This is a genomic window from Lentzea sp. NPDC036949 (assembly GCF_055608075.1).
Genome location: NZ_JBVJRA010000013.1, coordinates 155,366 through 179,878, shown reverse-complemented (window position 1 = coordinate 179,878; position 24,513 = coordinate 155,366). Strand labels below are relative to the sequence as shown.

The following is a 24,513-nucleotide window of genomic DNA, read 5'->3' as shown; positions in this document are numbered from 1 at the left end:
GGAGTTCAACCTTGCGTTTCGGCGTGAACTACACCCCGTCCACCGGTTGGTTCCACCACTGGCTCGACTTCTCGCTGGACGACGTGAAAGCGGACTTCGCGGCGATCGCCGGGCTGGGGCTCGACCACGTGCGGGTGTTCCCGCTGTGGCCGGTGTTCCAGCCCAACCGGGGCCTGGTCCGCCCGAAGGCGGTCGAACAGCTCGGCCAGGTGCTCGACGCGGCCCGCGAACACGGCCTGGACGTGCAGGTCGACGTGCTGCAGGGCCACCTGTCGAGCTTCGACTTCTACCCGTCGTGGGTGCAGACCTGGCACCGCGCCAACATCTTCACCAACCCCGAGGTGATCAGCGGGCAGAGGCTCTACGTCCGCACGCTCGCCGAGGCGCTGCGCGACAAGCCGAACTTCCTCGGCTTCACCCTCGGCAACGAGGTCAACCTGCTCACCGAGTCCAACCCGTGCACGCCCGAGCAAGCCGGCGAGTGGATCGATGCGCTGCTCGCCGAGTGCGCCGCGGCCGCGCCGGACCACCCGCACGTGCACTCCGAGTACGACGCCGTCTGGTACGAGAGCGAGCACTCGTTCCTGCCGGAGCACGCGGCCAACAAGGGCGCGATGACCACCGTGCACTCGTGGGTCTTCAACGGCACCGCGCAGCTCTACGGCCCGATGTCGCCGGAGAGCGTCCACCACGCCGAGTACCTGGTCGAGCTCGCGAAGGCGCACGCGAGGGACCCGCGGCGGCCGGTGTGGTTGCAGGAGGTCGGCGCCGCCCAGCCCGAGATCAGCGCCGAGCAGGCGCCGGAGTTCGCCGAGCGAACGCTTGCGAACGTGCTGACGTGCGCGGACCTGTGGGGCGTCACGTGGTGGTGCTCGTTCGACGTCGACCGCGCGCTGGTGGACTTCCCCGAACGCGAGTACGAGTTGGGGCTGATGACCACCGGACGCGAGGTCAAGCCGCTCGGCGAGGTGATCGCCCGGATCGCAGGGGAGACGCCGCCCGCGCCGGCCGAGCGCACGCCGATCACGCTGCACGGCGACCGGCCCTCGTGGGGTCCCGGTGGCGCCTTCTTCGAAGAGTGGATGGCCCTCGCGCGCACGGGTGTGCGGGCCTCGATCGAGTTGGGGAACTGACATGCACGACGAACGCGCGCTGCTGGAAGAACGCCTCAACCGCACGCTGAAGGAACGCATCCGCCCGGCGGTCTACGGCGAGACCGCGCCGCTGGAGCTGGCCGTGTGGACCGTGCCGGACGAGCCGGTGCCGGTCGCCGAAGCCCTCGCCGCGCACTACGAACCCGCGCGGGTCGGCGACGACTGGGGTGCGCCGTGGAGCACCAGCTGGTTCCGGCTGACCGGCACCGTCCCGGAGGCGTGGCGGGGCGAGCAGGTCGAGGTGGTGCTCGACCTCGGCTTCACCCACCCCGGCCCCGGTTTTCAGTCCGAAGGCCTCGCCTACACCGCCGACGGCGTGCCGATCAAGGGCATCGAGCCGCGCAACACCCACCTGCCGGTCGAGGGCAGCGAGGTCCGCTACTACCTCGAAGCCGCGGGCAACCCCACGATCCTCGACTTCCACCCGTTCCTGCCGACCGCTTTGGGCGACAAGGACACCGCGGGCACCGAGCCGTTGTACAAGATCCGCAGGGCCGAGCTCGCGGTGTTCCGGCCGCAGGTCTGGCACCTCATGCTCGACATCGAGGTGTTGCAGGGTCTGATGGAGGAGCTGCCCGAGCACGACCCGCGCCGGCACAAGGTGCTGCACGCGCTGGACCGGGCGATGGACGCGCTCGACCTCAACGCGATCGCGGAGACCGCCGCCGACGCCCGTGACCGGCTCGCCGGCGTGCTGTCGATGCCCGCCACGGCCTCCGCGCACAAGGTCTCCGCGATCGGCCACGCGCACATCGACTCCGCGTGGCTGTGGCCGCTGCGGGAGACGGTCCGCAAGTGCGCCAGGACGTTCTCCAACGTCACGAGGCTGATGGACGAGTATCCGGACTTCTACTTCGCGTGCTCGCAGGCCCAGCAGTACGCGTGGATGAAGGAGCACCACCCGCACGTGTGGGACCGGGTGCGCGAGAAGGTCCGCAGTGGGCAGTTCGTGCCGGTCGGCGGCATGTGGGTCGAGTCGGACACGAACATGCCCGGCGGTGAGGCGATGGCCCGGCAGCTGGTGCACGGCAAGCGGTTCTTCCTCGACAACTTCGGCGTGGAGACCGAGGAGGTGTGGCTGCCGGACTCGTTCGGCTACAGCGCCGCGCTCCCCCAGCTGATCAAGCTGTCCGGCTCCCGCTGGTTCCTCACCCAGAAGCTGTCGTGGAACCAGGTCAACCGGTTCCCGCACCACACGTTCTGGTGGGAGGGCATCGACGGCACCCGGATCTTCACGCACTTCCCGCCGGTCGACACCTACAACTCCTCGTTGAGCGGCGAGGAGCTCGCACGGGCGTCACGCCAGTTCGCCGAGCACGCCAAGGCCTCGCGGTCGCTGGTCCCGTTCGGCTACGGCGACGGTGGTGGCGGCCCCACCCGCGAGATGATGGAGACCGCGCACCGGGTCGCGGACCTCGAAGGCTCCCCGACCGTGACGGTCGAGCCGCCGCGCGACTTCTTCCAGGCCGCGCAGGACGAGTACCCGGACGCGCCGGTGTGGGCGGGCGAGCTGTACCTGGAGAAGCACCGCGCCACCTACACCACGCAGGCCAAGACCAAGCAGGGCAACCGGCGTTGCGAGCACCTGCTGCGCGAGGCCGAGCACTGGTCGACCGCGGCTGCGCTCCACGGTGCCGAGTACCCGTACGACGACCTCGACCGGTTGTGGAAGACCGTGCTGTTGCACCAGTTCCACGACATCCTGCCGGGCAGCTCGATCGCCTGGGTGCACCGCGAGGCCGAGGCGACCTACGCGCGGGTGGCGGCGGAGCTGGAGCAGCTCACGACCCGTGCGATCGACGCGGTCAAGGGCGACGGCTCCGCCGAGGTCGTCTTCGACGTGTTCGGCGGTGACGCGCCCAGGCCGTTCGTCGCGCCCGTGGACGGCGTGCTCGACAACGGCCGCCTCCGCGTGACGGTCGACGGCGACGGCGTGATCACCTCCGTCCTCGACCTGGAGGAGCAGCGCGAGGTCCTGCCGCCGCGCGGGCGCGCGGGCCTGCCGCAGCTGCACAAGGACAACCCGAACCAGTGGGACGCCTGGGACATCGACCCGTTCTACCGCAACTGGCGGTCCGACCTGGCCCCGACCGGACGCGTCGACGCCGCCGACGCCGTGGTCGTGCGCACCGAGTTCGGCGACTCCGCGCTCACCCAGACGATCCGGCTGCGCGAGGGCTCCAAGCAGGTCGACTTCGACACCGAGGTCGACTGGCAGGAACGCGAGAAGCTGCTCAAGATCGCGTTCCCGCTCGACCTGCGCGCCGAGGTCTCCACCGCCGAGACCCAGTTCGGCCACCTGCACCGGCCCGTCCACACCAACACCTCGTGGGAGGCGGCGAAGTTCGAGATCTGCGCCCACCGCTTCCTGCACGTCGGCGAACCCGGCTACGGCGTCGCGGTGGTCAACGACTCGACCTACGGCCACGAGGTCACCCGCACCACCCGCGAGGACGGCGGGACCACCACGACCGTGCGCCTGTCCCTGCTGCGCGCGCCCCGGTTCCCCGACCCCGAGACCGACCAGGGCCACCACCGCTTCCGCTACGCCCTCGTGCTCGGCGGCCTGCCGGAGGCCGTGGACGCGGGCTACCGGATCAACCTGCCGCCGCGGACCGTCCAGGGCTCGGCCGCACCGCAACCGCTGGTGCGCACCGGCAACCCGGCGGTCAGGGTCGAGGCCGTGAAGCTGGCGGACGACCGGTCGGGCGATGTCGTCGTCCGGCTCTACGAGGCGCACGGCGGTCGTGCCCGCGCCTCGATCAGCACCTCCTTCGCCCATCGGGACGTCCAGGAGACCGACCTGCTCGAACGGCCGCTGGGTGCCGCGGCCGCGGAGGTGGTGCTGCGCCCGTTCCAGGTGATCACCCTGCGGTTCACGAGGTAACGCGCGCGCTGCGCCGGATGGGGCAATTCGGCCGGAACGTGCAACGAACACCCCATCCGTCGCGATCTAGGGTCGGGGTACCCCTGCCATCAAGGCCGGGGTCTGGGGACTTGGGGGAACTTTCGCATGCCTTCCTGGAGATCAGCGGCGGTCGCGGCCGTCGCCCTGGTCGGGGTGCTGGTGCCCGGTGTGGCACACGCGGCACCACCGACCAACGACGACTTCGACACGCCCACCGTGATCAACGCCCTGCCGTACGTGACCGAACAGGACACGACGTCCGCCACCAAGGCGCTCGACGACCCGTACGACTGCACCGGTTACGTCGCAAGCGGTTCGGTGTGGTTCAGCTACACCGCGACCGAGGACGGCCTGCTGCGGCTCAAGACCGAGGGCAGCGGCCGAGACCTGGTGGTCACGACGCTCACCGGGCCGCGGCACGAGCTGCGCCACGTCGACTGGTACTCCGACGGCTGCAGCCGCAGCCGGACCGACCCGGTCACGTTCCGCGCGACCGCGGGCGAGACCTACCACTTCATGGTGACCGGGCAGAACGTGACCGGTGGCGCGCTGAAGCTCGCGCTCGACCGGATCTCCCCGCTGGCCAACGACGACTTCGCGAACGCGCAGCCGGTGACGTTGCCGTTCTCCACACCCGGTCCGGACTTCTCGCTGGCCTCCGCCCAGGACGCCGAGCCGTACGCGGCGGCCTGTCACAGCTCCGAGGGCCGGCCGTCGGTCTGGTACTCCTACACGCCCGCCCAGGACCAGTCAGTGGTCGTGCAGGTCAAGTCGAGCGGCGGCAGCAGCCCGGTGATCAGCGTCTTCGACGGCGCCGCACTGGGCGGGCTGGAACTGCGCAAGTGCACCGGGACGTCCGCCTACAACGGCAAGGCAGTCGGCCTCACGGGCGGCAAGACCTACTTCTTCCAGCTCGTCAGCAGCGCCGGCGACGACTCCCGGTTCACGCTGGAGCTGAAGGAAGCACCCGCGTTCACGACGAACCTCAGCTACTCCACCACGTCGGGTGGTCCGTCGGTCAACGACACCATCCCGTTCCGGGTCTACACCGGCAACGACTTCGACGACCCGGTGCTGACCGAGTGGGACTTCGGTGACGGCACCACGCTGCCCGCGAGCGAGGAGACCGACCGGAACCACCGGTACACCAAGGACGGCGTGTACACGGCGGCGATCCGCTCGACCACGTCCGACGGCCGCGTCTCCACCGACACCGTCGAGGTCACGGTCAAGACGCACGACGTCGGCATCACCAAGTTCACCGTGCCCACCTCGGCACGGGCCGGGCAGCAGAAGCAGATCACCGTGCAGGTGGGCAACACCCGGTACCTGGAGCAGGCCACGGTGAGGCTCTACAAGCACGACGGCGAGTGGTGGCGTGAGGTCGGCGTGCTGAAGCTCGACGTGCCCGCGCACCCGACGCGCAAGGTGAGCTTCCCGTTCTCCTACACCTTCACGCCGGAGGACGCGGTGACCGGCAAGGTGACGTTCAAGGCCGAGGTGAAGCTGGAGTACCCGGTGTACGACGCGAACACCGGCGACAACGAGGTGATCGCGATCGCGACCACCGTGCGTCCCGCACTCGCCGCCGCCGCCGTCCTGAACTGATCTGGGGGGATCATGAGACTGTCCATCAGAACGCGTGCGCTGGCCTTCGGTGCCGCGGCCCTGCTCGCCCTGTCCGTGCCGGGTGTCGCGCACGCCGCACCGGGCAACGACGACTTCGACACCGCTCTTGACGTCACCGCACTGCCGTTCACGGCCACCGTCGACACCACCGGTGCCACCAAGGCCGCCGACGACCCGAACGCCTGCAACTACTGGGGTACGGGGTCGGTGTGGCTGCGCTACACCGCACCCGCCGACGGCTTCGTCCGGCTGGCCACGCACAGCGAGCGGTACGGGCCGTTCTACGGCGTCTTCACCGGCGAGCGCGGCGCGCTGACGCCGGTCGAGGGCGCCTGCACCGCGAACGGTCCGAGGGACGACACGTTCGCGGTCAAAGCGGGCACGACCTACCACGTGATGGTGGTCGAGTACTACTCCGGCGGCGGCCCGGTCCTGATCGACTTCCGCGGCGTTCCCGGCCTGTCGAACGACAACCGCGCGAACGCCGCGGCGGTCGCGGTGCCGAGCAGGCACGACGTCGACCTGCGGCGCACGACGGCGGAGCCGGGCGAGCTGTCCGCGAGCTGCGACCCGGCGGCGACGCAGTCCGTCTGGTACCGCTACGCCCCGACCAGCAGCAGGTTCGTCCAGGTCCTCGCCAGCGAGGGCGCCGTCAGCGTGTACCGCGCCGCCGACCTGTCCGAAGTGGACTGCGTGTCCACGGACGACAACGAGCGCAACGGCATGCGGTCGGTCTTCTCGGCCGAGGCCGGCGAGTCCTACCTGGTCCGGGTGGCGGAGACGCCCGCGGACGCGGAGCCGGCGCTCGTGGAGTTCAGCACCGCTGCGCCGCTGCGGCCGTGGCTGTCGCCGTACCCCAACAACCCGACCATCTACACCGACGTCGAGTTCGTGCCGTCCGCGGGTGAGCAGCGGCCGTTGGTCAGCGGCACCGTCTACTTCGGCGACGGCGGGTCGGCGCCGATCGTGCCCGGTGAGCGGATCAGGCACCGGTACGCGAAGGACGGTGACTACTCGGTCTCCGTGACCGCGACGACGTCCGACGGCCGCACCGGCAGCAGCGTGCCGGAGAAGCTGACGGTCGAGACGCACGACCTGGCGATCACCGCCCTGTCCGTGCCGGAGGCGGCACGGGCCGGCCAGACCAAGACGATCAAGGCGTACGTGGCGAACCCCCACCACGACGGGAACGTCAAGGTCACGCTCTACAAGGTCAGCGCGAACGGCGCCCAAGGCCAGGAGATCGGCTACACCCTGCAGCGCGTGGCCGCTTCACCGACCGCCCGCACCGAGTTCGTGTTCGCGTACACCTACTCCGCCGCCGACGCCGCGGCGGGCCAGGTGACGTTCCGGGCGGTGGCCTCGTCCCCCGACTGGTACCAGGACGCGAGGCCCGCGGACAACCAGGCGCAGGCCACGACCACGACCGTGCGTCCCGGTACGACCGCGCGCGTGAGCTAGCACGCCTCAGGCGCCCGGGTGGAACCCTTCCACCCGGGCGCTTTCGGCTGAGTAAGGGGTCTCGCGGCGCAGCCTTGGGTGATCGTTCGATGTGAGGGGCCATCCCTCAGGGGCAACCTCGGTCTCGTCAACGAAGCGAACTGAGGAGCTGGTTCAGGTGGAGTGGACGCCCGAGGCGATCAAGGCCGAGATGGACTACCGGCAGGCGGCGCTGCGCGAGGACGCCCGCCGCGTCCAGGAGTACTACCGCAGCGGTGGCCGGCCGCGGTCGTGGTGGCACCGCATGACGCACCGCCACGAGCCTGAGGTGCCCAACGGGCACCAGGCCGCCTGATGCGTGAAACGGGTCGTGGGTGGTTCCTCTCGTCCAGGAACCACCCACGACCCGTGTCGGCCGTCAGGCCTTCGGCAGCCGGGCCTTGACCTTGTCGCCGTTGGCCTCGCCCCGCGTCCACCACTTCTCGTCAGGCCCGGAGATGTCCTCGACGCTGAGCCTGCGCACGGAGTTCGCCCGCCGCAGTCGCGCGGTGAGCTGGTCCTTGCGCTGGGCGAGGCGGCGGTAGACCTCCAGCGCGGGCGTCTCGTCCCGGCCCTGCCGGCGTTCCCGCGTGCGCCAGTTGCCGAGGAACTCGAGCGCCAGGTCGGCGAGCGCCTGCCCGGCGTGCGCGGTCAGCACGTCGCCGGGCGCGGCGAACGTGCCGGCGTGGAAGGCGAGGTTCCGCGTGGCGTAGAGCCATTCCAGCAGTGCCGCGGCCGTGTCCTCCTGCTCCTGCAACCAGTCCGCGAGGGCGTTCGAGTCCGCGAGCCGCGACCGCCACAGCTCCACGAGGTCTGGCACCAGCCCGCCCTCGCTCTCCGCGAGCGCGGTGACGGCGTCCTGCGCGGCCTTCAGCCGCTCGTTCGGCCGGGGGTGCCGGACGAGCACCTCCAGCCACGCGTCGACGGACCTCAGGTGGTGCTTCACCCCGGTCGTCGGCACGTGCGCGTCGAGCGGTGCCCTCAGCTCGCGGTCGTGGTGGGTGACGACGACGTGCAGGCTGACCAGGTGCTGCCGCAACACCTGCAGCGCGCACGCCTTGGCCAGCCAGCCGATCCGGCTCGGGTCCAGCCCGGTCGCCTCCAGCGCGCTCCACGCGAGCCCCGCGGCCGCCATCGGCGCGTCGACCTGCCGTGCCAGGTTCGCGACCCGCATCGCCGACCGCAGCTCACCCGGCCAGTACGGGGTGAGCGGGTAGGCGTTGCCGACCGTGCGCTGGTGCTCCCCGCCGCGGGTCACCCGCCCGGTCGGCCCGCTGACCTGCCACACCGGCGCGATGTCGAGCTCCGTCAGCCGCTCCCCCGCCGCGTACTGGTCGAGCGCCTCGCTCAGCACCCGCCTGCCGAGCACCGCCGCGGTGTGCGCGTCCGCGGCCGTGACCGGCAGCCGGACCAGCGCCGACGAGCCGGTGACCACGTCCTTGAGGAAGTCGTCCTTCGGCAACCTGCTGCGGTGCAACGGTTCCTGCCGCGCCCCCGGCAGCAGCTCGTCGAGGTGCCGCAGCACCCTGGCCCCGCGCACGACCAGCGCCACCACGTGCCTGCGCGGCAGCGGCCACAGCACCTGCGCCAGGTCGTCCGGTTTCTTGAGGAACCGCAACAGGTCGGTGCGCAGGTGCCGCCCGTCCCGCCCGTGGTCGGCCGTGACCACCGCGACCTCGGCGATCATCCTGGCCCGCAACGGCAGCTCGACGCCGTTCCACAGTGGAGCGAGCCACCGCTCGACCGCGGCCCTGAGCGCCTCGGGGTCGAGCTTCGCGGCAGCCGCGGCCGTGACGGCGGGGTCGAGCTTCTGCCCGTCGGCGGCGATGGCGGCGTCCACGTCGAGCAACGTCCGCCGTGCCTCGGCAAGCTCCTCCGCACCGCCGTGCGCGTAGGCGGGCGCGGCGGCGTCCATCACCGTGACGGAGGTGCTGATGATGCGGCGCAGCAGGTTCCACCGCGGGTGGTCCTCGGCGGCGTGGCTGGCAAGGGCGGTCTGCGCGCGTTGGACGGCCAGGAACGCACTGCCCAGCCCGGCGACGTGCTCGCCGAGGTGCGCATCGGGGTCGAGCGCGCGCAGCACGCCCTGCAGCAACGCCCGCTGGCACCGGCTGAGCCCGGCGTCGTCGAAGGCCTGCCGCAGCCGGGCGTCGAGGTACTGGTAGCGCACGGACCGGACAGTAGTGACGTGGAGAAACGCTTTTCGCGGTCGTCGACCATCGGCGCCTCCGCCGACACCGCCCACGTGGAACACCTGCTGGCCGACCGGGCGGACGCGACGTACGTGGCGCGGGTGCTGGCGACGTGGGCCAGCCGCTACCTGCGGGGGTGGAGAAGGCGAAAACCCGCAGCGGCGAGCGCTGCGGGTTTTCGGCAACCGATCGGGGCGACAGGATTTGAACCTGCGCCCCCGCTCCCAAACAAGGTACGGCCACTCCCCCGACCAGCACCCCGAAACATCACCGCAGGTCAAGCCGTCGGTCTGCATCGGCCTGACTCGGCAGGAACTGCTCTCTCGTGGGAGAACGTCTCCCGAAATTCTCCCACGGACCGAGTTCACACCGTCGAACCAAAATTGGCTGGCGTCACTGATTCTGGTGGTGTTCCAAGAAGCTAGAGTCGACCGTGATTGGCCCGGTCAAACGCCATGCCCGCTTCTCGAACGCTAGTTCGCCGGTCACCGTGAACGGGAGCTTCTCGCGGTGGGCGTAGATGGCCCACTCGTAGTCTTGCCCGCTGAGCGGCACGTGGACCTTGCGGGAGCGGCCGTTGACTTCGGTACTGAGGACGATCATGGTCTCTTCTTGATCGTCCTCTTCTTCACGAGTCAGCGATCGGACTCTGCCGATCAACGTCTCCACTCGAGGAGGCTCTTCACGGCGGATCAGCCGCTCTCGAACCCTCGGCAGACCGGCCATCGCGTCACGATCTACAACGATGCGAGAGGCTGGCACCTCTGGGGCGGGGAGCGAGGTCGACCAGTCGAACGACAGGTCGAGCTCGCGGAGCGTCCCCGTGTCCGTCAACTCCTGCAGCGAAGCGACAAGGTTCGCGCTGAGCCCATGCTCTGCGGCGTGCTCGATGACCTGCGGGTCAGGTTCCAACGAGAGGCTCTTCGCCGTGTGCAGGCCTGTAGCCAACGTTTGCATGACGAGACGCGGGAAGTTAACCGCTGGCGCATCGTCAGTGTGAACTGGCGCTGGCTCGCCGAGACGCGCTACGACCGTGAAGACGAAGCTTCCGCGTTTGGTGTGACCGAGGCGGACGTCGTCATCGAGGAACTCGTTGACGGTCGCGGAGCGCTTCCCTCGATGGGAATGCGTCGGGTCGTACGCCGTGGTCGCCGCTGCCTTCACCATCTTGTAGAGGCTTTCCAGCGCGTCATGTGCTTGTCTGAACGGCAGGGTGCCATCGGTCATCACCTGGTCGAGGCGGACGTAGAACAGGTCCGCTCGAGTAGCCAGGATCTTCTGGACGAGCTCGTCTGCGTCCCAGTCGTAGACGTCGGCCAGCATGAACAGCGTGTCCTTGAAGCGAGGACCGAAGTCGGCGTAGTTCGTGGCTAGCGGCAGCATGATCCTGGCGTCGTCCCCCAGCCGCCAGATCTCCTTGACATGGGGAACCTCAAGCTCGAGTTGCCACTCGTTGGCGGCGAGGTACTGGTGCACGGTGGCTGGCTGAAGTTCGGTGAAAAGTTCACTGATGGAGTCAAGCTTCACCACTCACCTCCGTCGCCGATCCTCTGCATGATGCCCTTCAAACCCTCTACATCGAAGAGGTTACTTCTCGGTAGCTTCACTGTCTTGCTGGCGACGCCATCTGCGATGTCACCGAGCTCACTCGCGTACTGCCAGTACATGCGACTGCGGGTGAGCAAGTGGTCGTCAGTCACGTGGAGCACCGGCTCGTCGGCCGGGATGACAAGGATGCCCAGAAGCGCGGGGATGTACCGGTCATCGCCCACAAGTTTTAGAAACGGTTTGCGCTTCATCTGCCACGACACCTCGTCTTCACCGACCACATCCCGCTGCGTCGTGCACTTGAGCTGCAGCTCGAACTGCGGGCAGTAGAAGCGCCTGTACCTGGCCGAGGAAGCCACGGTGATGTCAACACCGTCGTAGTCGGTGGTGTGGTCTTTGACGTAGAACCCAGCCGCCGCCGCGACCATCCTCACGAAGGCGATGTGGAATTGCTCTTGACGTGCAGTTGGAGGCAGTCCTCCATCCTGCACCCCCTCAATCGCATCCTGCTCGTCTCCGTCCATAGGCTCCCTCCCCGCTCGGTGGCGGAACGGCAGCACACTAATGCGAACAAGATCGACATTCGGGAAACCTCGCAGTAGTCACCCAAACGGAGGAATAAGATCAATCTCAGAGGTCAGCTTCAACCTGCTCGCAACCGTAACCGAGCGCAGACATGATCAGCGGAGATCGATCGCAAGCTGTGGATAACTTGCGATCTTCAAGGAGGTGATCCACGCCGATGGCGCACCGTGATGATCCCAAGAAAGACCCCGCGTTGCGGGCAACACTCGAGGAACTGCTGACGATCTGGGAAGACCGTCCATCTGCACTCGCGTCGGTTGGGCGAGGACGAAAGGTCACGCCGGCCAGACTGGCGGTCGTGCTAAGTCTCGCAGCTCACACGCACCGGCTGACACGGGCCGCACTGCTCCTCAGCGACGCCGGCGCGGACTTGGAGGCCGTACCGCTGGTCCGCGGCGCCTTGGAACATGGACTGACCACCCAGTGGATCAGTCAGTACGAGGACGCAGCTGTGGCGGGATTCGCCAACGAGCACGAGCGGCAGCGACGGAACTTCGCGAGGACGCTTCTAGAGAGTGGCTTGAGAAACGCCGAGGAGGTGGCTGCGGTGCTGGACAAGCCGCCAGCGTTCGAGCACTCATCGGCTGATGGCGCTGCCCGGTCGTTCCAGCAACTTTGCGGAGATTTCGCGCCGCTTGGGCCCCAGCTATACGCGCTCTATCGGGTCCTGTCTGGCCTGACGCACGCCGGGCCTGCCATCGTGGATTCCTACCTGCGCCCAGGCGAGCACGTTGTGGTCAGTGTCGAGCCCAACAAGCCCCTGAACGACAACTCGCGCATGTGGATCTTAGGCGTGAGCTGCATGTGGGCCTCACGTGCAGCAGACATGCTGGATCGCGATCGCCCGCACCGCGAGCGGCTTCGCGCTATCGCACGCCAACTTGGCACCGCACCCGTGCTCAAGTTGCATCCTGACGCTTGGATCCGTCGTGCGTCTGCCGACCGCCAGGCTCGGCTTCGAGCACGTGCTGCAGTCGTGGCGCAGCCCGACGGCGCCTAACCGGCGCGTACCTCATCGGGTAAGGGCCGGTGGGGCGAACTCGTCGGCCTGGAGACCGAGTAAGCCCAGCTGCGGTCGATCCGCGTGCAGTGGTAGCTGTACGAACTGGACACGAGCGAGTTGCACCGCTGCCCACCCAAGGACGACTCGTACCGCGACATCGACATGCTGGCGTTCCTGTCGCGTCTCATCTCCGACCACATCGCCCGCACCGGCCCGAAGCCGTGCCTGCCACGGCCGGACGTACGTGTTCCGCAGCCTGGGTATGGCGAACGGCGCAGCCCGTCGACCAGGCGCAAAGCTCGTCGACGTCGCGCGTCGGGCCGACGTGTCCAGCGGCACCGTCTCGAACGTGCTCAACCACCCGGACCGCGTTGCCGAGGCGACGCGGTTGCAGGTGGAGAAGGCGATCGCCGAGCTCGGCTTCGTCCGCAGTGCACGCGACGGGGAGACGGCGGCTCACTGGCGCCGAAACGGGTTCGCGACGTGGCTGTTCCAGCCTGCGGTGATGGGCTGGTTCCGAAGAAGGCGCCGCACAATGCCCGGCCGGTTCCGGTGCTCGGCGAGCCGTGGCCTGGAGTGCCGGCGCGCGGCCGCAACGCGGGCGGGCGGGCGGCCTAGACTCGTGCTGGGTGCCGATTGCGAAAGGCTTTACGCCGCACGGGATGCGACACTCGCACAAGACGCTCATGCGAAGCGTGGGCACGCCGCCGCCGCTGATGGATGACCGGCTAAGACACCTCGACGGCTCGGTTCAGGCGCGCTGCGACCACACCACGAAGGAGATGCGCGTCCGACTGCTCGACGACCTGACGGCTGCGTGGGAAGCGTCGCTGGACGCCCGGTTCGCGGTGAGCCCGCGGTCGCTGGTGGCGGCGCTGGACGAGCTGCTGCGGGCGCGGGCCCGGAAGGTCAACGAGCTGGCTCGAGACGACGTCCGCCGGGTGACTCAGGGGCTGGCGTAGTGATCTCCGAAACCATGATCGTCTCCCCAGATTCTCCTCAGAACCCTTGGGAGACAAGTCAGGGCCGGTCCCCTATCCGGGAAACCAGCCCTGTCCTGCGCTTTCAACCGTCGGGGCGACAGGATTTGAACCTGCGACCCCCCGCTCCCAAAGCGGGTGCGCTACCAAACTGCGCCACGCCCCGGTTGCACCAAGCTTACCGCCACCCGCTAAAGTATCGATCGCAGCCCCGACAACGGGCGGCAAGCGGGCGTAGCTCAATGGTAGAGCCCTAGTCTTCCAAACTAGCTACGCGGGTTCGATTCCCGTCGCCCGCTCGACACGAAGGGCCGAGTGCACCCGCACTCGGCCCTTTTTCGTGATGCGGCTCACATCGAGACGATCCCGACCTGCGTGCACCGCGCTCACCGCCACGCCCCCGTCCGGCCTGGCCGCAGGCCCCGAAAACAACGATCTTCGCCATGGCCGCGGAGGTAGGCTGCGCGACTGGGCACGAGAGGACCTGGTGGAGACGTGAGGCTGGAACAGATCGTCATCGACAGCAACGACCCGGCGACGCTCGTGCGGTTCTGGGCGGAGCTGCTCGGCGGTGAGCCCGTCGAGCGGGCGCTCGGGTGGGCGCACGTGGAGCCGCCGGGCGGGGTGCGGATGTCGTTCCAGCCGGTGCCCGAGCGCAAGGACGTGAAGAACCGGCTGCACCTAGACTTCCAGGTCGACGACATCGAGGCCGCCGTCGTGCGGGCGGTCAACCTGGGCGGCACGCGCGAGGGCGTGGTGCACACCGACGAACAGGGCAGCTTCCAGGTGATGCGCGACCCCGAGGGCAACGAGTTCTGCTTCGTGCGCGACTAGCGCAGGTTCGTCCAAAGGCGATCACGAGTGGAAGGCCCGCCAGAGCGCCTCACCGAAGCGGACGGCGAGCACGACGAGCAGCACGCCGATCGCGAAGCTGATGAGGCACCGCACCACGAGCAGGAGCTTGGCGCCCTTCACCCCGACATGATTGACCGTCGCGCGCCAGGAACAACAGGGTCCAACGGGACCAATACCATCGCGGGGTGACCGACTGCCTGTTCTGCCGCATCGTCGCGGGTGAGATCCCGGCGACCGTCGTGGCCGAGACCGACACCACACTCGCGTTCCGCGACATCGACCCCAAGGCCCCGACGCACGTCCTGGTGATCCCCAAGGAGCACCACCGGGCCGTCGGCGACCTCGACCCGCTGCTCGCCGGGCAGGTCCTCGCGACCGCGCACCAGGTGGCGAAGGCCGAGGGCGTCGACGGGTCCGGCTACCGGCTCGTGTTCAACACCGGGCGCGACGGCGGCCAGACCGTGTTCCACGTGCACTGCCACGTGCTCGGCGGGCGCGGCCTCAGCTGGCCGCCGGGATAGCCATCGCGCGCACGAACGCCGCGTCGACCGGGTTGCCGTGGCCGGGCACGACGATGCGCGGGCCGAGCGCCAGCACCCGGTCGAGGACGTGCCGCCAGTTCGCCGGCGTCGCGTCCGGACCGGCCTGCGCGGGAGCGCCCTCCTCGACCAGGTCGCCCGCGAAGACCACGCCGGCGTCCGGCACGTGCACGACCACGTCGTGCGAGGTGTGCGCGGGACCGAAGTGGTGCAGGTCGACCCGGCGGCCCCCGACGTCGAGCGTGGTGCTGTCGCGGAACGTGTGCGTCGGCGCGACGAGTCTGCCCGTGAACGGCTCGTCGTAGTACCGGGCGCGGCTTTCCAGCAGGCTCTCGTCGACCACGCAGTCCTCGTGCGCCCACACCTCGCACGGCAGGAACGCCTCCGTCGCGAGCACGTGGTCGAAGTGGTTGTGCGTCAGCACGATCCGCGACGGGCTCAGCCGCTCGGCCAGGCCCTCGTCCATGCCGGAGTCCACCAGCAGCGAATTACCCGATCCAGTGATCAGGCCGAGGGTGAGGTCCAGCTCGGCGTGCCGGAGCACGAACACGCCGTCCGCGATCTCGATCACCGGAAGACCCCTTCCACCAGCTGCGGCACGACCCGGCTGACCCCGAGGGCGACCGCCAGCTCGACGTCGGCGGCGTGCCCGTTCCCGGTCAGCTCCCGCCCCGACCCGCACTCCCGCACGGCCCGCACGACGTCGGCGTGCGTGAACGCCGTGATCGCGAGCTCCGCCTCGGGCGAGGCCTGACCCGCGGGCAGCCGGCTCGCGAGCGCCGCCAGCACCGCGCCGGCGCCCAGGTGGTCCTCGACGCACGGCCGCAGCGGGCCGAACTCGCGCGGCCCGGTGCCCAGGACGTCGAGGCCCCAGCGCTCGCCACCGGGCACCACGCCGACGACCTCGCCCAGCTGCGCGGCGCGTTCCGCGACGGCCTCGGCGTTGCGCAGGCAGGCCGCCAGCACGTGCGCACCGGTCGCGGCCGCGAGCGAGCTGAGGTTCGACCCGTTCGGCGACGGCAGCTCCACCAGCCCGGTCGCCCCGGCCAGTGACGCCGGTCGCGGCGTCCGCCCGGACTCCGGTCCCCAGCGCGACGGCCGGACCTGTCCCCCGTTGCCGACGACCAGGTCCACCGACGTCGTGAACGACAGCACGTCGACCACCACGAGCACGTCGCAGCCCTTGAGCGCGTCGATCCCCTCGGGCCCCCACTCCAGCCGCAGCCGGTACCCCTCCTGGCTGAACATGGGCACCAGCGTGTCAGACTCCGTGACGTGCGCGTTTATCTGGCAGCAGACCACGCTGGCTTCGAGCTGAAGTCCCACCTGTCCACGGCTCTCAAGGAGCAGGGTTACGAGGTCGTCGACGTCGGCGCCCACGAGTACGACGCCCTGGACGACTACCCGTCGTTCTGCGTCGACGCCGCCGAGCGGGTCGTGAACGACCCCGGCAGCCTCGGCGTGGTGATCGGCGGCTCCGGCAACGGCGAGCAGATCGCCGCGAACAAGGTGAAGGGTGCCCGCGCCGCGCTGGCGTGGAACGTCGACACCGCGCAGCTGGCCCGCCAGCACAACGACGCCCTGCTGGTCGGCATCGGCGCCCGCCAGCACACCGCGGAGGAGGCGACCGCGATCGTCGTGGCGTTCCTCGAGACGCCGTTCTCCGGCGACGCCCGCCACCAGCGGCGCATCGACCAGGTCAGCGCCTACGAGAACTCCGGCAAGACCGGCTGACCGATGCCAGAGGGCCACACCCTGCACCGCCTCGCGCGGCTGCACCAGCGCCGGTACGCGGGTGCCCCGGTGGCCGTCTCCAGTCCACAGGGCCGCTTCTCGGCGTCCCTTGTGGACGGACGGACGCTCGTGCGCGCCGAGGCGCACGGCAAGCACCTGTTCCACGTGTACGGCCCGGACGCGGTGGTGCACGTGCACCTCGGCCTCTACGGCACGTTCACCGAGCACACCCCGCCCGTGCTGCTACCGGTCGGCCAGGTGCGGATGCGCATGGTCGGCGTCACCCACTGGACCGACCTGCGCGGCCCGACGGCGTGCGAGGTGCTGAACGCCGACGAGGTCAAGGCCATCCGGGCTCGTCTGGGCCCCGACCCGCTGCGCCGTGACGCGCGGCCGGACCTGGCCCACGAGCGGGTCAGCCGCTCCCGCCAGTCGCTGGCCGTGCTGCTGATGGACCAGAAGGTCATCGCGGGCGTCGGCAACGTCTACCGCGCCGAGGTGCTGTTCCGGCACAACGTCAACCCGATGACGCCGGGTACCGAGGTCAGCCGCGAGCTGTGGGACGACCTGTGGAACGACCTGGTCGTGCTGATGAAGGACGGCGTGAAGGTCGGGCGGATCGACACCGTGCGCCGCGAGCACATGCCGCGGGCGATGAAGCGCCCGCCGCGCGTGGACCGGCACGGCGGTGAGGTGTACGTGTACCGGCGGGCCGGTGAGCCGTGCCTGGTGTGCGGCACCGAGGTGCTGACGAAGGAGCTGGCGGCGCGGAACCTGTTCTGGTGCCCCGTCTGCCAGGCCTGACACCCGACAACGACGGAGGCCGCCCCCGCGCGTGTGCGGGGGCGGCCTCGTGTCGTTCACGGCCCGGCTAGAAGTCGAACCCGCCGCCCATGTCGCCGAAGTCGAAGCCGCCCGAGTCGCCCATGTCGCCGCCACCGAAGTCGCCGCCCATGTCGTTCATGCCCGCGTCGGCGCCCATGCCCAGGTCGGCCGCGCCGTAGTCGCCGATGCCGTGCATGCCGGAGAACATGGCGTCCATCAGCAGGAACGTGCCGACGCCCCAGGCACCCGCCACGAGCGCGGGCTTCCACCACGGCTCGGAGTACCAGCCGCGGGGCACCGGGCGGCCGGCGACCATGCCGCCGGGGTAGTAGTACGGCGTGCCCGCGCCCGACTGCGGCGAGGCGGCGTAGTCGTGGCCCTCGACGGTGACCCGGCGGTCCTCGCTGACGGCACCGGCCTGCTTCTGGCCCGCGATCTCGGGCAGCGCGGGACCGGGGTCCATGCCCATGGCCTCACGCGCGGCGCGGACGTAGTGCAGGCCCTCCATCGCGGTCTGGGTGACCAGGCGGGCCTGCGGGATCGTGCGGGCCTGCTCCATCTGGGAACCGGCGGCGGTGAAGCGCTCGGAGGCGTCGGCCAGCGCCTGGGTGGAGGCGGTGTTGCTGCCGGTGAGGCTCATCACCTGACCACCCAGCCGCTCGACCCAGCGACGTGCCTCGGCCTTGGCGTCGTCGAGCTCCCGCGCCTTGCGCGCGTTGCTCTGGCTGACCAGGTAGAACACGCCGGCGACCAGCAGCACCAGCACAACGACCCACACGATCGTGCCCACGGTTTACCTCCCACGGCAGACAAACCGTCAACGAGCAAAAGCGGGCCAGAGTTCCGTTAGAACACCTCGGGGCAGTGCGGTTCGTGTGTGTTGAGGAACGCCAACGTCAGCGCGTCGACATGCCCTGGCGTGTGCTCGACCACGCGATGTGCTCGTGCGAGCACGGAAAGCCGCACGCCGCCGAGGTAGGCGCTGCCGAGCGCGGCGATGTCGAGCGACACGTCCGCGGGGTCCTCGGTGCGGGTGACGACCGCCTCACCGCCCTTCACCGTGAGGCGCCAGCGGCCCGAGTTCCACGGGCACAACGCGTCCTCGACGGCCAGCACGCTGTCCACATCGGACAGGTAGCGGCGCAGCGGCAGAGCGCGGTCCACGTCGACGATCCGCAGCCACAGCGCGTCCCCGAGCTCTTGGCGCACCTTCCGCGGGTCAGCGACCATGTGCAAGATCGGTTCATCGGTGGCGGTGTAGAAGGAGATCCGAGCGGCCAGGTCGACGTCGAGCAGGAACCGGTAGAGGTCCGCGTACGCCTGCTCGGTCTCGCACGCGAGCTCGCGCACGTGCAGCTCGTTGCGCGGCCCGCTGTTGTCCCACTCGTGCTTCACGCGGAACACCACGTACCCCTGCGGGTGCAGGCAGTAGCGGTAGGACGAGAGGCCGTTGCGGTCGGACTCGTCGTCGGACAGGTGCACGTCCCACGACCTCTCGACCCGGCTCAGCCAGCCGGTCCTGGTGCGGCGCACGCGGTCGTGGACCTCGCGCATGAACGGCAGCGCCTCGTCGCGCGTGACCTGCCGGATGCGCGCGTCGCCGACCCGCACGCCGGGGTGGAACGGCATGCGCGTCGGCATCGTCATCATCGACCGGCTCGACGCGTGCTCGCCGTAGCCGAACCGCCGGTAGATCCCGCCCTCCGACGCCCAGAGGATCGCGATCGAGTCGCCCGCTTCGTGCATCTGGTGCAGCTGGGTCTTCATCAGCAGCGATGCCACGCCACGGCGCCTGTGGCCGGGTTTGACGCCCACGACGGTCACGGCGCCGACCGGTGTGAGCGCGCCGCCGGGGACCGTGAGCTCGCGGCTGAGAATCCCGCCGGTGCCGATCATCTCGTCACCGTCGAACACCGCGTGGGTGCGGTCGAGCTCCAGCACCTTGGTCCAGCGGTGCTCGCTGTCGCGCGGTTCGTCGAGGAACGCCCAGGCGAACACCCGCCGGAAGTCGTCGAGGTCAGAGCGGTCGATGGTCCTGATGCTCAGCGTCGAGTCGGCCATGGCGGCAGTGATACGCCGCCACGGCCGGTTCCGCAGCTCATTTACCGCTGGATCGACTTGATCTCGCAGAACTCGTCGAGGCCGAACCTGCCGAACTCGCGCCCGTTGCCCGACTGCCGGTACCCGCCGAAGGGCGCGCTCGTGTTGAACGCACCGCCGTTGATGTCGACCTGCCCGGTGCGCAACCGCTTGGCCACGGCGAGCGCGCGGTCGGTGTCCGCGGAGAACACGGCACCCCCGAGCCCGTAGATGGTGGAGTTCGCGATGCGCACCGCGTCGTCCTCGTCCGCGTACGGCATGACCGACAGCACCGGCCCGAAGATCTCCTCCTGGGCGATGGTCATCTCCGGCGTGACCCCGCCGAACACCGTCGGCGCCACGTAGAACCCCTTCGGCAACGGCGCGTCCGGCCCACCGGCCGCCAGCTGCGCGCCCTCCTCGACACCCTTGCGGATGTAGCCGACCACCCGGTCCCGCTGGGCGGCGGACACGGCAGGCCCGATCCGCGTCGCCGGCTCCGCCGGGTCACCCGGCACGTACTTGGCCGCCGCGGCGACCGCCAACCGCACCGCCTCGTCGTGCCGGTCGGCGGGCACCAGCAACCGCGTCCACGCGCTGCACGCCTGGCCGTTGTTCATGAACGAGTTCCCGACGGCGATCTTCACGGCCCGCCCGAGGTCGGCGTCGTCGAGCACCACGCAGGCCGACTTGCCGCCCAGCTCCAGCGCGACCCGCTTGACCGTCTCGGCGGCCACCGCCGACACCCGCCGTCCCGCCCGCGTGGACCCGGTGAACGACACCATGTCGACGTCCGGGTGCGCCGCGAGCGCCTCCCCGGCCACCGGCCCGGTGCCGTGCACGAGGCCGAAGACCCCGCTGGGCGTGGCGCTCGTGACGATCTCCGCCAGCAGGTCTGCGGTCCGCGGTGCCAGCTCGCTCGGCTTGAGCACCACGGTGTTGCCCGCGGCCAGCGCCGGGACGACCTTCGCCACCATCTGCTGCAACGGGAAGTTCCACGGCGTGATGGCCGCGACCACCCCGACCGGCTCGCGCAGCACCAGCGAGTTGCCGATCTCCTCCGGCTCGAAGTACCCGCGCTCCAGCACGTCCGCGACACCCTCCGCGATCCCGATCGGGTTCGCGACCTGCACCTTCCGGCTGAACGCCAGCGGCGTGCCCATCTCCCGGGTCATGGTGGCCGCGAGCTCGTCGGCCCGCTCTCGCAGCCCGTCGACGATCGCCCGCACCACCTTCACCCGCTCGGGCACCGCCGTCAGCGACCACGCCGGAAAGGCGGCGACGGCAGCGGCCACGGCCGCGTCGACGTCGGCCGGCGTGCCTTCGGCGAGCGTGCCGACGACTTCCTCGGTGGCGGGGTTGACGACCTCGATCACGAGAGCCCTCCAGACGGATGTGACAGGTTTGGCGCGGACGACGTCCAGACTGTCACATCGGGTGGGCGGTGGTCATCGGCCATGCGCACGCCCGCTCCGGTGAAACGGCGGTGGCGCCGCACCGGGTCGTGAAAAACCTCGGCGCGGCGCCACGTCCGCCGGCACCCCGGCAGAAAAGTCGCCCCGAAAATTCGCCGCGCGTCGACGAAGCCGCGGCACGGACCTCAGCTGAAGTCCAAGTCACCCGTTCGAGTGCGCTTCAGCTCGAAGAAGTGCGGGTAGCCGGCGAGCAGCCGGGCGCCGTCGAAGATCCGGCCGGCCTCCTCGCCGCGCGGGATCTTCGTGAGCACCGGGCCGAAGAAGGCGACGCCGTCGATGTGGATGGTCGGCGTGCCGACGTCCATCCCGACGGGGTCCATGCCGCGGTGGTGCGAGGCCCGCAGCTCCTCGTCGTACTCGGTCGAGTGCGCGGCCTCTGCCAGCTCCGCGGGCAGCTCGGCGTCGGCGAGTGCCAGCTTGATGACGTCGTCGAAGTCCTGGTTGCCCTCGTTGTGGATGCGGGTGCCCATGGCGGCGTAGAGCCGGGGCAGCACCTCGTTGCCGAACTTCTGCTCGGCCGCGATGGCCACGCGGACGGGACCCCAGCCCTTGGTCATGAGCTCCCTGTACTGCTCGGGCAGGTCGCGGCCCTCGTTCAGCACGGCCAGGCTCATCACGTGGAAGCTGAGGTCGATGTCGCGGACCTGCTCCACTTCGAGGATCCACCTGGAGGTGATCCACGCGAACGGACAAAGCGGGTCGAAGTAGAAATCGACCTTGGCCTTCTCAGCCATGGGTGCCCCTTCAGTCACGGTAGGTGGGGTTGCCCCCCCAACAGCCCAACCAGATCACCCCGTCATCTCTTCCCGCACGCCGGTTCCGTGATTGGATGCGGGAGTCATAACCATTCCCGACGACGTCAGCGCGTAACCACACGCGTGGCAGACGAGGTGAACAGTGGCCGCGCCCAACCTCACCCGCGACCAGGCCCAGGAACGTTCTGGGCTGCTGGAAGTGGAGTCCTACCGGATCGAGCTGGACCTGACCGACGGCGGCGGAAAGCCGGGTTCGGACACGTTCCGCTCCACCACCACCGTGGTGTTCCGCAGCCGGACTCCGGGTGCTTCCTCGTGGATCGACATCGTGGCGGCGACCGTGCACCGGGCCGTGCTGAACGGCGAGGAGATCGACGTCTCCGACTACCGCGAGGAGGACGGCGTCCGGCTGTCGGACCTCGCGGAGACGAACGAGCTGACGATCGAGGCCGACTGCCGGTACATGAACACCGGCGAGGGCCTGCACCGGTTCGTCGACCCGGTCGACGGCGGCGTGTACCTGTACTCGCAGTTCGAGACCGCCGACGCCAAGCGCATGTTCGCGTGCTTCGACCAGCCGGACCTGAAGTCGGTGTTCTCGCTGAAGGTCACCGCGCCGCACGACTGGAAGGTGATCTCCAACGGCGAGATCACCGGCACCGAGGACGGCGAGGGCGGCGCGGACGTGCACACGTTCGCCACGACCAAGCCGATGTCGACGTACATCGTCGCGCTCGTCGCCGGTCCGTACGCGGAATGGCGCGACGAGTTCGTGGACGGCGACTTCCGCATCCCGCTCGGCATCTACTGCCGCGCCTCGCTCGCCCCGCACATGGACCACGAGCGGCTGTTCACCGAGACCAAGCAGGGTTTCGGGTTCTTCCACCAGGCGTTCGGCGTGAAGTACCCGTTCGGCAAGTACGACCAGTGCTTCGTGCCGGAGTTCAACGCGGGCGCGATGGAGAACGCGGGCTGCGTCACGTTCCTGGAGGACTACGTCTTCCGCAGCCGGGTCACCCGCTACCTCTACGAGCGCCGGTCCGAGACCGTGCTGCACGAGATGGCGCACATGTGGTTCGGCGACCTGGTGACCATGCGCTGGTGGGACGACCTGTGGCTGAACGAGTCGTTCGCCACCTGGGCGTCGGTGCTCGCGCAGGCGGAGGCCACCGAGTACCGCCAGGCGTGGACGACGTTCGCGAAGATCGAGAAGTCGTGGGCGTACCGGCAAGACCAGCTGCCGAGCACGCACCCGGTCGCCGCGGACATCCCGGACGTGCAGGCGGTCGAGGTCAACTTCGACGGCATCACCTACGCCAAGGGCGCTTCCGTGCTGAAGCAGCTCGTCGCGTACGTCGGCCTGGAGAACTTCCTGGCGGGCCTGCGGGTCTACTTCGCCAAGCACGCCTGGGGCAACGCGACGCTCGCGGACCTGCTGGGCGCGCTGGAGGAGGCGTCCGGCCGCGACCTGTCGTGGTGGAGCGCGCAGTGGCTGGAGACCACCGGCCTGAACCTGTTGCGCCCCAAGTTCACCGTCGACGCGGACGGCAAGTTCACCGAGTTCGCCGTGCTGCAGGGCGGCGCACGTCCGGGTGCGGGCGAGTTCCGCACGCACCGCATCGCCATCGGCGTGTACGACGACGACGGCAGCGGCAAGCTGGTCCGCACGCACCGCCACGAGCTGGACGTCACCGGCGACCGCACCGAGGTCCCCGAGCTGGTCGGCGTGCACCGCGGCAAGATCGTGCTGGTCAACGACGACGACCTCACGTACTGCACGATGCGCCTGGACCCCGACTCGCTGGCCGGGCTGATCGACCACATCTCCGACATCGCGGAGCCGCTGCCCCGCACGCTGTGCTGGTCGGCCGCGTGGGAGATGACCCGCGAGGCCGAGCTGAAGGCCCGCGACTTCGTGAACCTGGTGCTCGGCGGTCTGCACGCCGAGTCGGAGGTCGGTGTCGTGCAGCGGCTCCTGCTGCAGGCCCAGACCTCGCTGTCGTCCTACGCGGACGACTCGTGGCGCGCGGAGGGCTGGCGCCGGTTCGTCACGAAGACCCTGGAACTGGCGCGGGCCGCGGAGCCGGGTTCGGACCACCAGCTGGCGTTCGTGAACGCGCTCGCCTCCTCGGTGCTGGACGAGTCCACTCTGGACGTGCTGCGCGGCTGGTACGACGGTTCCGCGGGCTTGGAAGGCCTTGAGGTCGACACCGACCTGCGCTGGCGCCTGCTGCAGGCCCTCGTCGCGCACGGCAGGGCGGACCTGCCGGAGATCGCCGCGGAGGAGGAGCGCGACCCCACCTCCACCGGTCACCGCCGCGCCCAGTCCACCCGCGCCCTGCGCCCGACGGCCGAGGCCAAGGACGAGGCGTGGGACCGGGCGGTCAACGACGACGACCTGCCCAACGCGGTCAGCGAGGCCATCATCGCCGGCATCTCGCACCCCTCGCAGAAGGAGCTGCTCGCGCCGTACGTCGAGCGCTACTTCGCCGACGTGAAGGGCGTGTGGGACCGCCGTTCCTCGGAACGCGCGCAGTCGATGGTGGTCGGCATGTTCCCGGCGTGGTCGATCGCGAAGTCCACTGTGGAGGCCGCTGACGCGTGGCTGGCCGACGAGCACCCGCCGGCCCTGCGCCGCCTGGTGTCCGAAGGCCGTGCGGGCATCGTGCGCGCTCTTGCGGCACAGGAGTTCGACCGCTCTTGACCGGTCCTGGAAGCCCCGCAACGCGTTCGCGCGGTGCGGGGCTTCCGCGTATCGTCGGCCGGCTGTTCA

General features: G+C 69.7%; 22 protein-coding genes and 2 tRNA genes. 14 read left to right on the top strand and 10 right to left on the bottom strand.

The window, feature by feature from the left end:
* Positions 1-11 precede the first annotated feature (11 nt).
* The 5 genes from ACZ7CD_RS31580 (at position 12) to ACZ7CD_RS31560 (ending at position 7,486) form a co-directional block, all read left to right on the top strand.
* A complete protein-coding gene (locus ACZ7CD_RS31580; protein WP_470380320.1) occupies positions 12-1,133 on the top strand; it encodes a glycoside hydrolase 5 family protein in 1,122 nt (373 codons plus the stop codon).
* 1 nt (position 1,134) lies between these two features.
* A complete protein-coding gene (locus ACZ7CD_RS31575; RefSeq protein WP_470380319.1) occupies positions 1,135-4,041 on the top strand; it encodes an alpha-mannosidase in 2,907 nt (968 codons plus the stop codon).
* 126 nt (positions 4,042-4,167) lie between these two features.
* Positions 4,168-5,670 (top strand): PKD domain-containing protein, encoded by a 1,503-nt coding sequence (locus tag ACZ7CD_RS31570; protein ID WP_360399518.1) that lies wholly within the window; start codon positions 4,168-4,170, stop codon positions 5,668-5,670.
* A gap of 12 nt (positions 5,671-5,682) precedes the next feature.
* Positions 5,683-7,152 (top strand): PKD domain-containing protein, encoded by a 1,470-nt coding sequence (locus tag ACZ7CD_RS31565; protein ID WP_470380318.1) that lies wholly within the window; start codon positions 5,683-5,685, stop codon positions 7,150-7,152.
* 157 nt (positions 7,153-7,309) lie between these two features.
* Positions 7,310-7,486 carry a hypothetical protein gene (locus tag ACZ7CD_RS31560; RefSeq protein ID WP_470372152.1) on the top strand — a complete coding sequence of 59 codons (177 nt, stop codon included), beginning with the start codon at positions 7,310-7,312 and terminating at the stop codon, positions 7,484-7,486.
* 63 nt (positions 7,487-7,549) lie between these two features.
* Here the strand turns inward: ACZ7CD_RS31560 and ACZ7CD_RS31555 are convergent, their stop codons facing one another.
* The 3 genes from ACZ7CD_RS31555 to ACZ7CD_RS31545 all read right to left on the bottom strand — a co-directional run bounded on the left by ACZ7CD_RS31555 (position 7,550) and on the right by ACZ7CD_RS31545 (position 11,434).
* Positions 7,550-9,340: a hypothetical protein gene (locus tag ACZ7CD_RS31555; protein WP_470380317.1), complete on the bottom strand. Its 1,791-nt coding sequence runs from the start codon at positions 9,338-9,340 to the stop codon at positions 7,550-7,552.
* A 415-nt stretch (positions 9,341-9,755) separates the two neighbouring features.
* A complete protein-coding gene (locus ACZ7CD_RS31550; RefSeq protein ID WP_360399529.1) occupies positions 9,756-10,889 on the bottom strand; it encodes a hypothetical protein in 1,134 nt (377 codons plus the stop codon).
* Positions 10,886-11,434, bottom strand: coding sequence for a DUF4365 domain-containing protein (locus ACZ7CD_RS31545; protein ID WP_360399532.1), 549 nt, complete (start codon positions 11,432-11,434; stop codon positions 10,886-10,888). Before ACZ7CD_RS31545 ends, ACZ7CD_RS31550 begins: the two co-directional genes overlap by 4 nt.
* 218 nt (positions 11,435-11,652) lie before the next feature.
* Here ACZ7CD_RS31545 and ACZ7CD_RS31540 point away from each other — a divergent pair, with 218 nt between their 5' ends.
* From ACZ7CD_RS31540 to ACZ7CD_RS31530, 3 genes are all read left to right on the top strand, one after another.
* The gene (locus ACZ7CD_RS31540; RefSeq protein WP_360399535.1) at positions 11,653-12,495 is read left to right on the top strand and encodes a DUF5677 domain-containing protein; all 843 of its coding nucleotides are present in this window, start codon (positions 11,653-11,655) and stop codon (positions 12,493-12,495) included.
* A gap of 247 nt (positions 12,496-12,742) precedes the next feature.
* A complete protein-coding gene (locus ACZ7CD_RS31535; RefSeq protein ID WP_470380316.1) occupies positions 12,743-13,222 on the top strand; it encodes a LacI family DNA-binding transcriptional regulator in 480 nt (159 codons plus the stop codon).
* A 58-nt stretch (positions 13,223-13,280) separates the two neighbouring features.
* Positions 13,281-13,460: a hypothetical protein gene (locus tag ACZ7CD_RS31530; RefSeq protein ID WP_360399541.1), complete on the top strand. Its 180-nt coding sequence runs from the start codon at positions 13,281-13,283 to the stop codon at positions 13,458-13,460.
* Between the two features lie 110 nt (positions 13,461-13,570).
* Here ACZ7CD_RS31530 and ACZ7CD_RS31525 read toward each other — a convergent pair.
* A tRNA-Pro gene (locus ACZ7CD_RS31525) sits at positions 13,571-13,644 on the bottom strand.
* A 62-nt stretch (positions 13,645-13,706) separates the two neighbouring features.
* Between ACZ7CD_RS31525 and ACZ7CD_RS31520 the strand changes: the two genes are divergently transcribed.
* The 3 genes from ACZ7CD_RS31520 to ACZ7CD_RS31510 all read left to right on the top strand — a co-directional run bounded on the left by ACZ7CD_RS31520 (position 13,707) and on the right by ACZ7CD_RS31510 (position 14,854).
* Positions 13,707-13,777, top strand: a tRNA-Gly gene (locus ACZ7CD_RS31520).
* Positions 13,778-13,973: 196 nt separating this feature from the next.
* Positions 13,974-14,312 (top strand): VOC family protein, encoded by a 339-nt coding sequence (locus ACZ7CD_RS31515; protein WP_470372150.1) that lies wholly within the window; start codon positions 13,974-13,976, stop codon positions 14,310-14,312.
* Positions 14,313-14,518: 206 nt separating this feature from the next.
* Positions 14,519-14,854, top strand: a complete 336-nt coding sequence (locus tag ACZ7CD_RS31510) for a histidine triad nucleotide-binding protein (RefSeq protein WP_360399547.1) — start codon at positions 14,519-14,521, stop codon at positions 14,852-14,854.
* Here the strand turns inward: ACZ7CD_RS31510 and ACZ7CD_RS31505 are convergent.
* Both ACZ7CD_RS31505 and ACZ7CD_RS31500 read right to left on the bottom strand, forming a co-directional pair.
* Positions 14,835-15,443 (bottom strand): MBL fold metallo-hydrolase, encoded by a 609-nt coding sequence (locus ACZ7CD_RS31505; RefSeq protein ID WP_470380315.1) that lies wholly within the window; start codon positions 15,441-15,443, stop codon positions 14,835-14,837. The two genes, ACZ7CD_RS31510 and ACZ7CD_RS31505, sit on opposite strands and share 20 nt — an antisense overlap.
* Positions 15,440-16,120 carry a 2-phosphosulfolactate phosphatase gene (locus ACZ7CD_RS31500; protein WP_470376005.1) on the bottom strand — a complete coding sequence of 227 codons (681 nt, stop codon included), beginning with the start codon at positions 16,118-16,120 and terminating at the stop codon, positions 15,440-15,442. The genes ACZ7CD_RS31505 and ACZ7CD_RS31500 overlap by 4 nt, the downstream gene beginning before the upstream one ends.
* A gap of 27 nt (positions 16,121-16,147) precedes the next feature.
* Between ACZ7CD_RS31500 and ACZ7CD_RS31495 the strand changes: the two genes are divergently transcribed.
* On the top strand, positions 16,148-16,606 hold the full coding sequence (locus ACZ7CD_RS31495; protein ID WP_360399556.1) for a ribose-5-phosphate isomerase: 459 nt from the start codon (positions 16,148-16,150) through the stop codon (positions 16,604-16,606).
* 3 nt (positions 16,607-16,609) lie between these two features.
* The gene (locus tag ACZ7CD_RS31490; protein ID WP_360399559.1) at positions 16,610-17,410 is read left to right on the top strand and encodes an Fpg/Nei family DNA glycosylase; all 801 of its coding nucleotides are present in this window, start codon (positions 16,610-16,612) and stop codon (positions 17,408-17,410) included.
* A gap of 67 nt (positions 17,411-17,477) precedes the next feature.
* Here ACZ7CD_RS31490 and ACZ7CD_RS31485 read toward each other — a convergent pair whose 3' ends face one another.
* The 4 genes from ACZ7CD_RS31485 to ACZ7CD_RS31470 all read right to left on the bottom strand — a co-directional run bounded on the left by ACZ7CD_RS31485 (position 17,478) and on the right by ACZ7CD_RS31470 (position 21,719).
* Positions 17,478-18,221 carry a hypothetical protein gene (locus ACZ7CD_RS31485; RefSeq protein ID WP_458433961.1) on the bottom strand — a complete coding sequence of 248 codons (744 nt, stop codon included), beginning with the start codon at positions 18,219-18,221 and terminating at the stop codon, positions 17,478-17,480.
* A 56-nt stretch (positions 18,222-18,277) separates the two neighbouring features.
* Positions 18,278-19,492, bottom strand: coding sequence for a GNAT family N-acetyltransferase (locus ACZ7CD_RS31480; RefSeq protein WP_470380314.1), 1,215 nt, complete (start codon positions 19,490-19,492; stop codon positions 18,278-18,280).
* Positions 19,493-19,533: 41 nt separating this feature from the next.
* Positions 19,534-20,886 carry an aldehyde dehydrogenase family protein gene (locus ACZ7CD_RS31475; RefSeq protein WP_470372146.1) on the bottom strand — a complete coding sequence of 451 codons (1,353 nt, stop codon included), beginning with the start codon at positions 20,884-20,886 and terminating at the stop codon, positions 19,534-19,536.
* A gap of 224 nt (positions 20,887-21,110) precedes the next feature.
* Positions 21,111-21,719, bottom strand: a complete 609-nt coding sequence (locus tag ACZ7CD_RS31470; RefSeq protein WP_470372145.1) for a mycothiol-dependent nitroreductase Rv2466c family protein — start codon at positions 21,717-21,719, stop codon at positions 21,111-21,113.
* A gap of 163 nt (positions 21,720-21,882) precedes the next feature.
* Here ACZ7CD_RS31470 and pepN point away from each other — a divergent pair, with 163 nt between their 5' ends.
* A complete protein-coding gene (gene pepN, locus ACZ7CD_RS31465; RefSeq protein ID WP_360399574.1) occupies positions 21,883-24,444 on the top strand; it encodes an aminopeptidase N in 2,562 nt (853 codons plus the stop codon).
* The last annotated feature ends 69 nt before the right edge of the window (positions 24,445-24,513 follow it).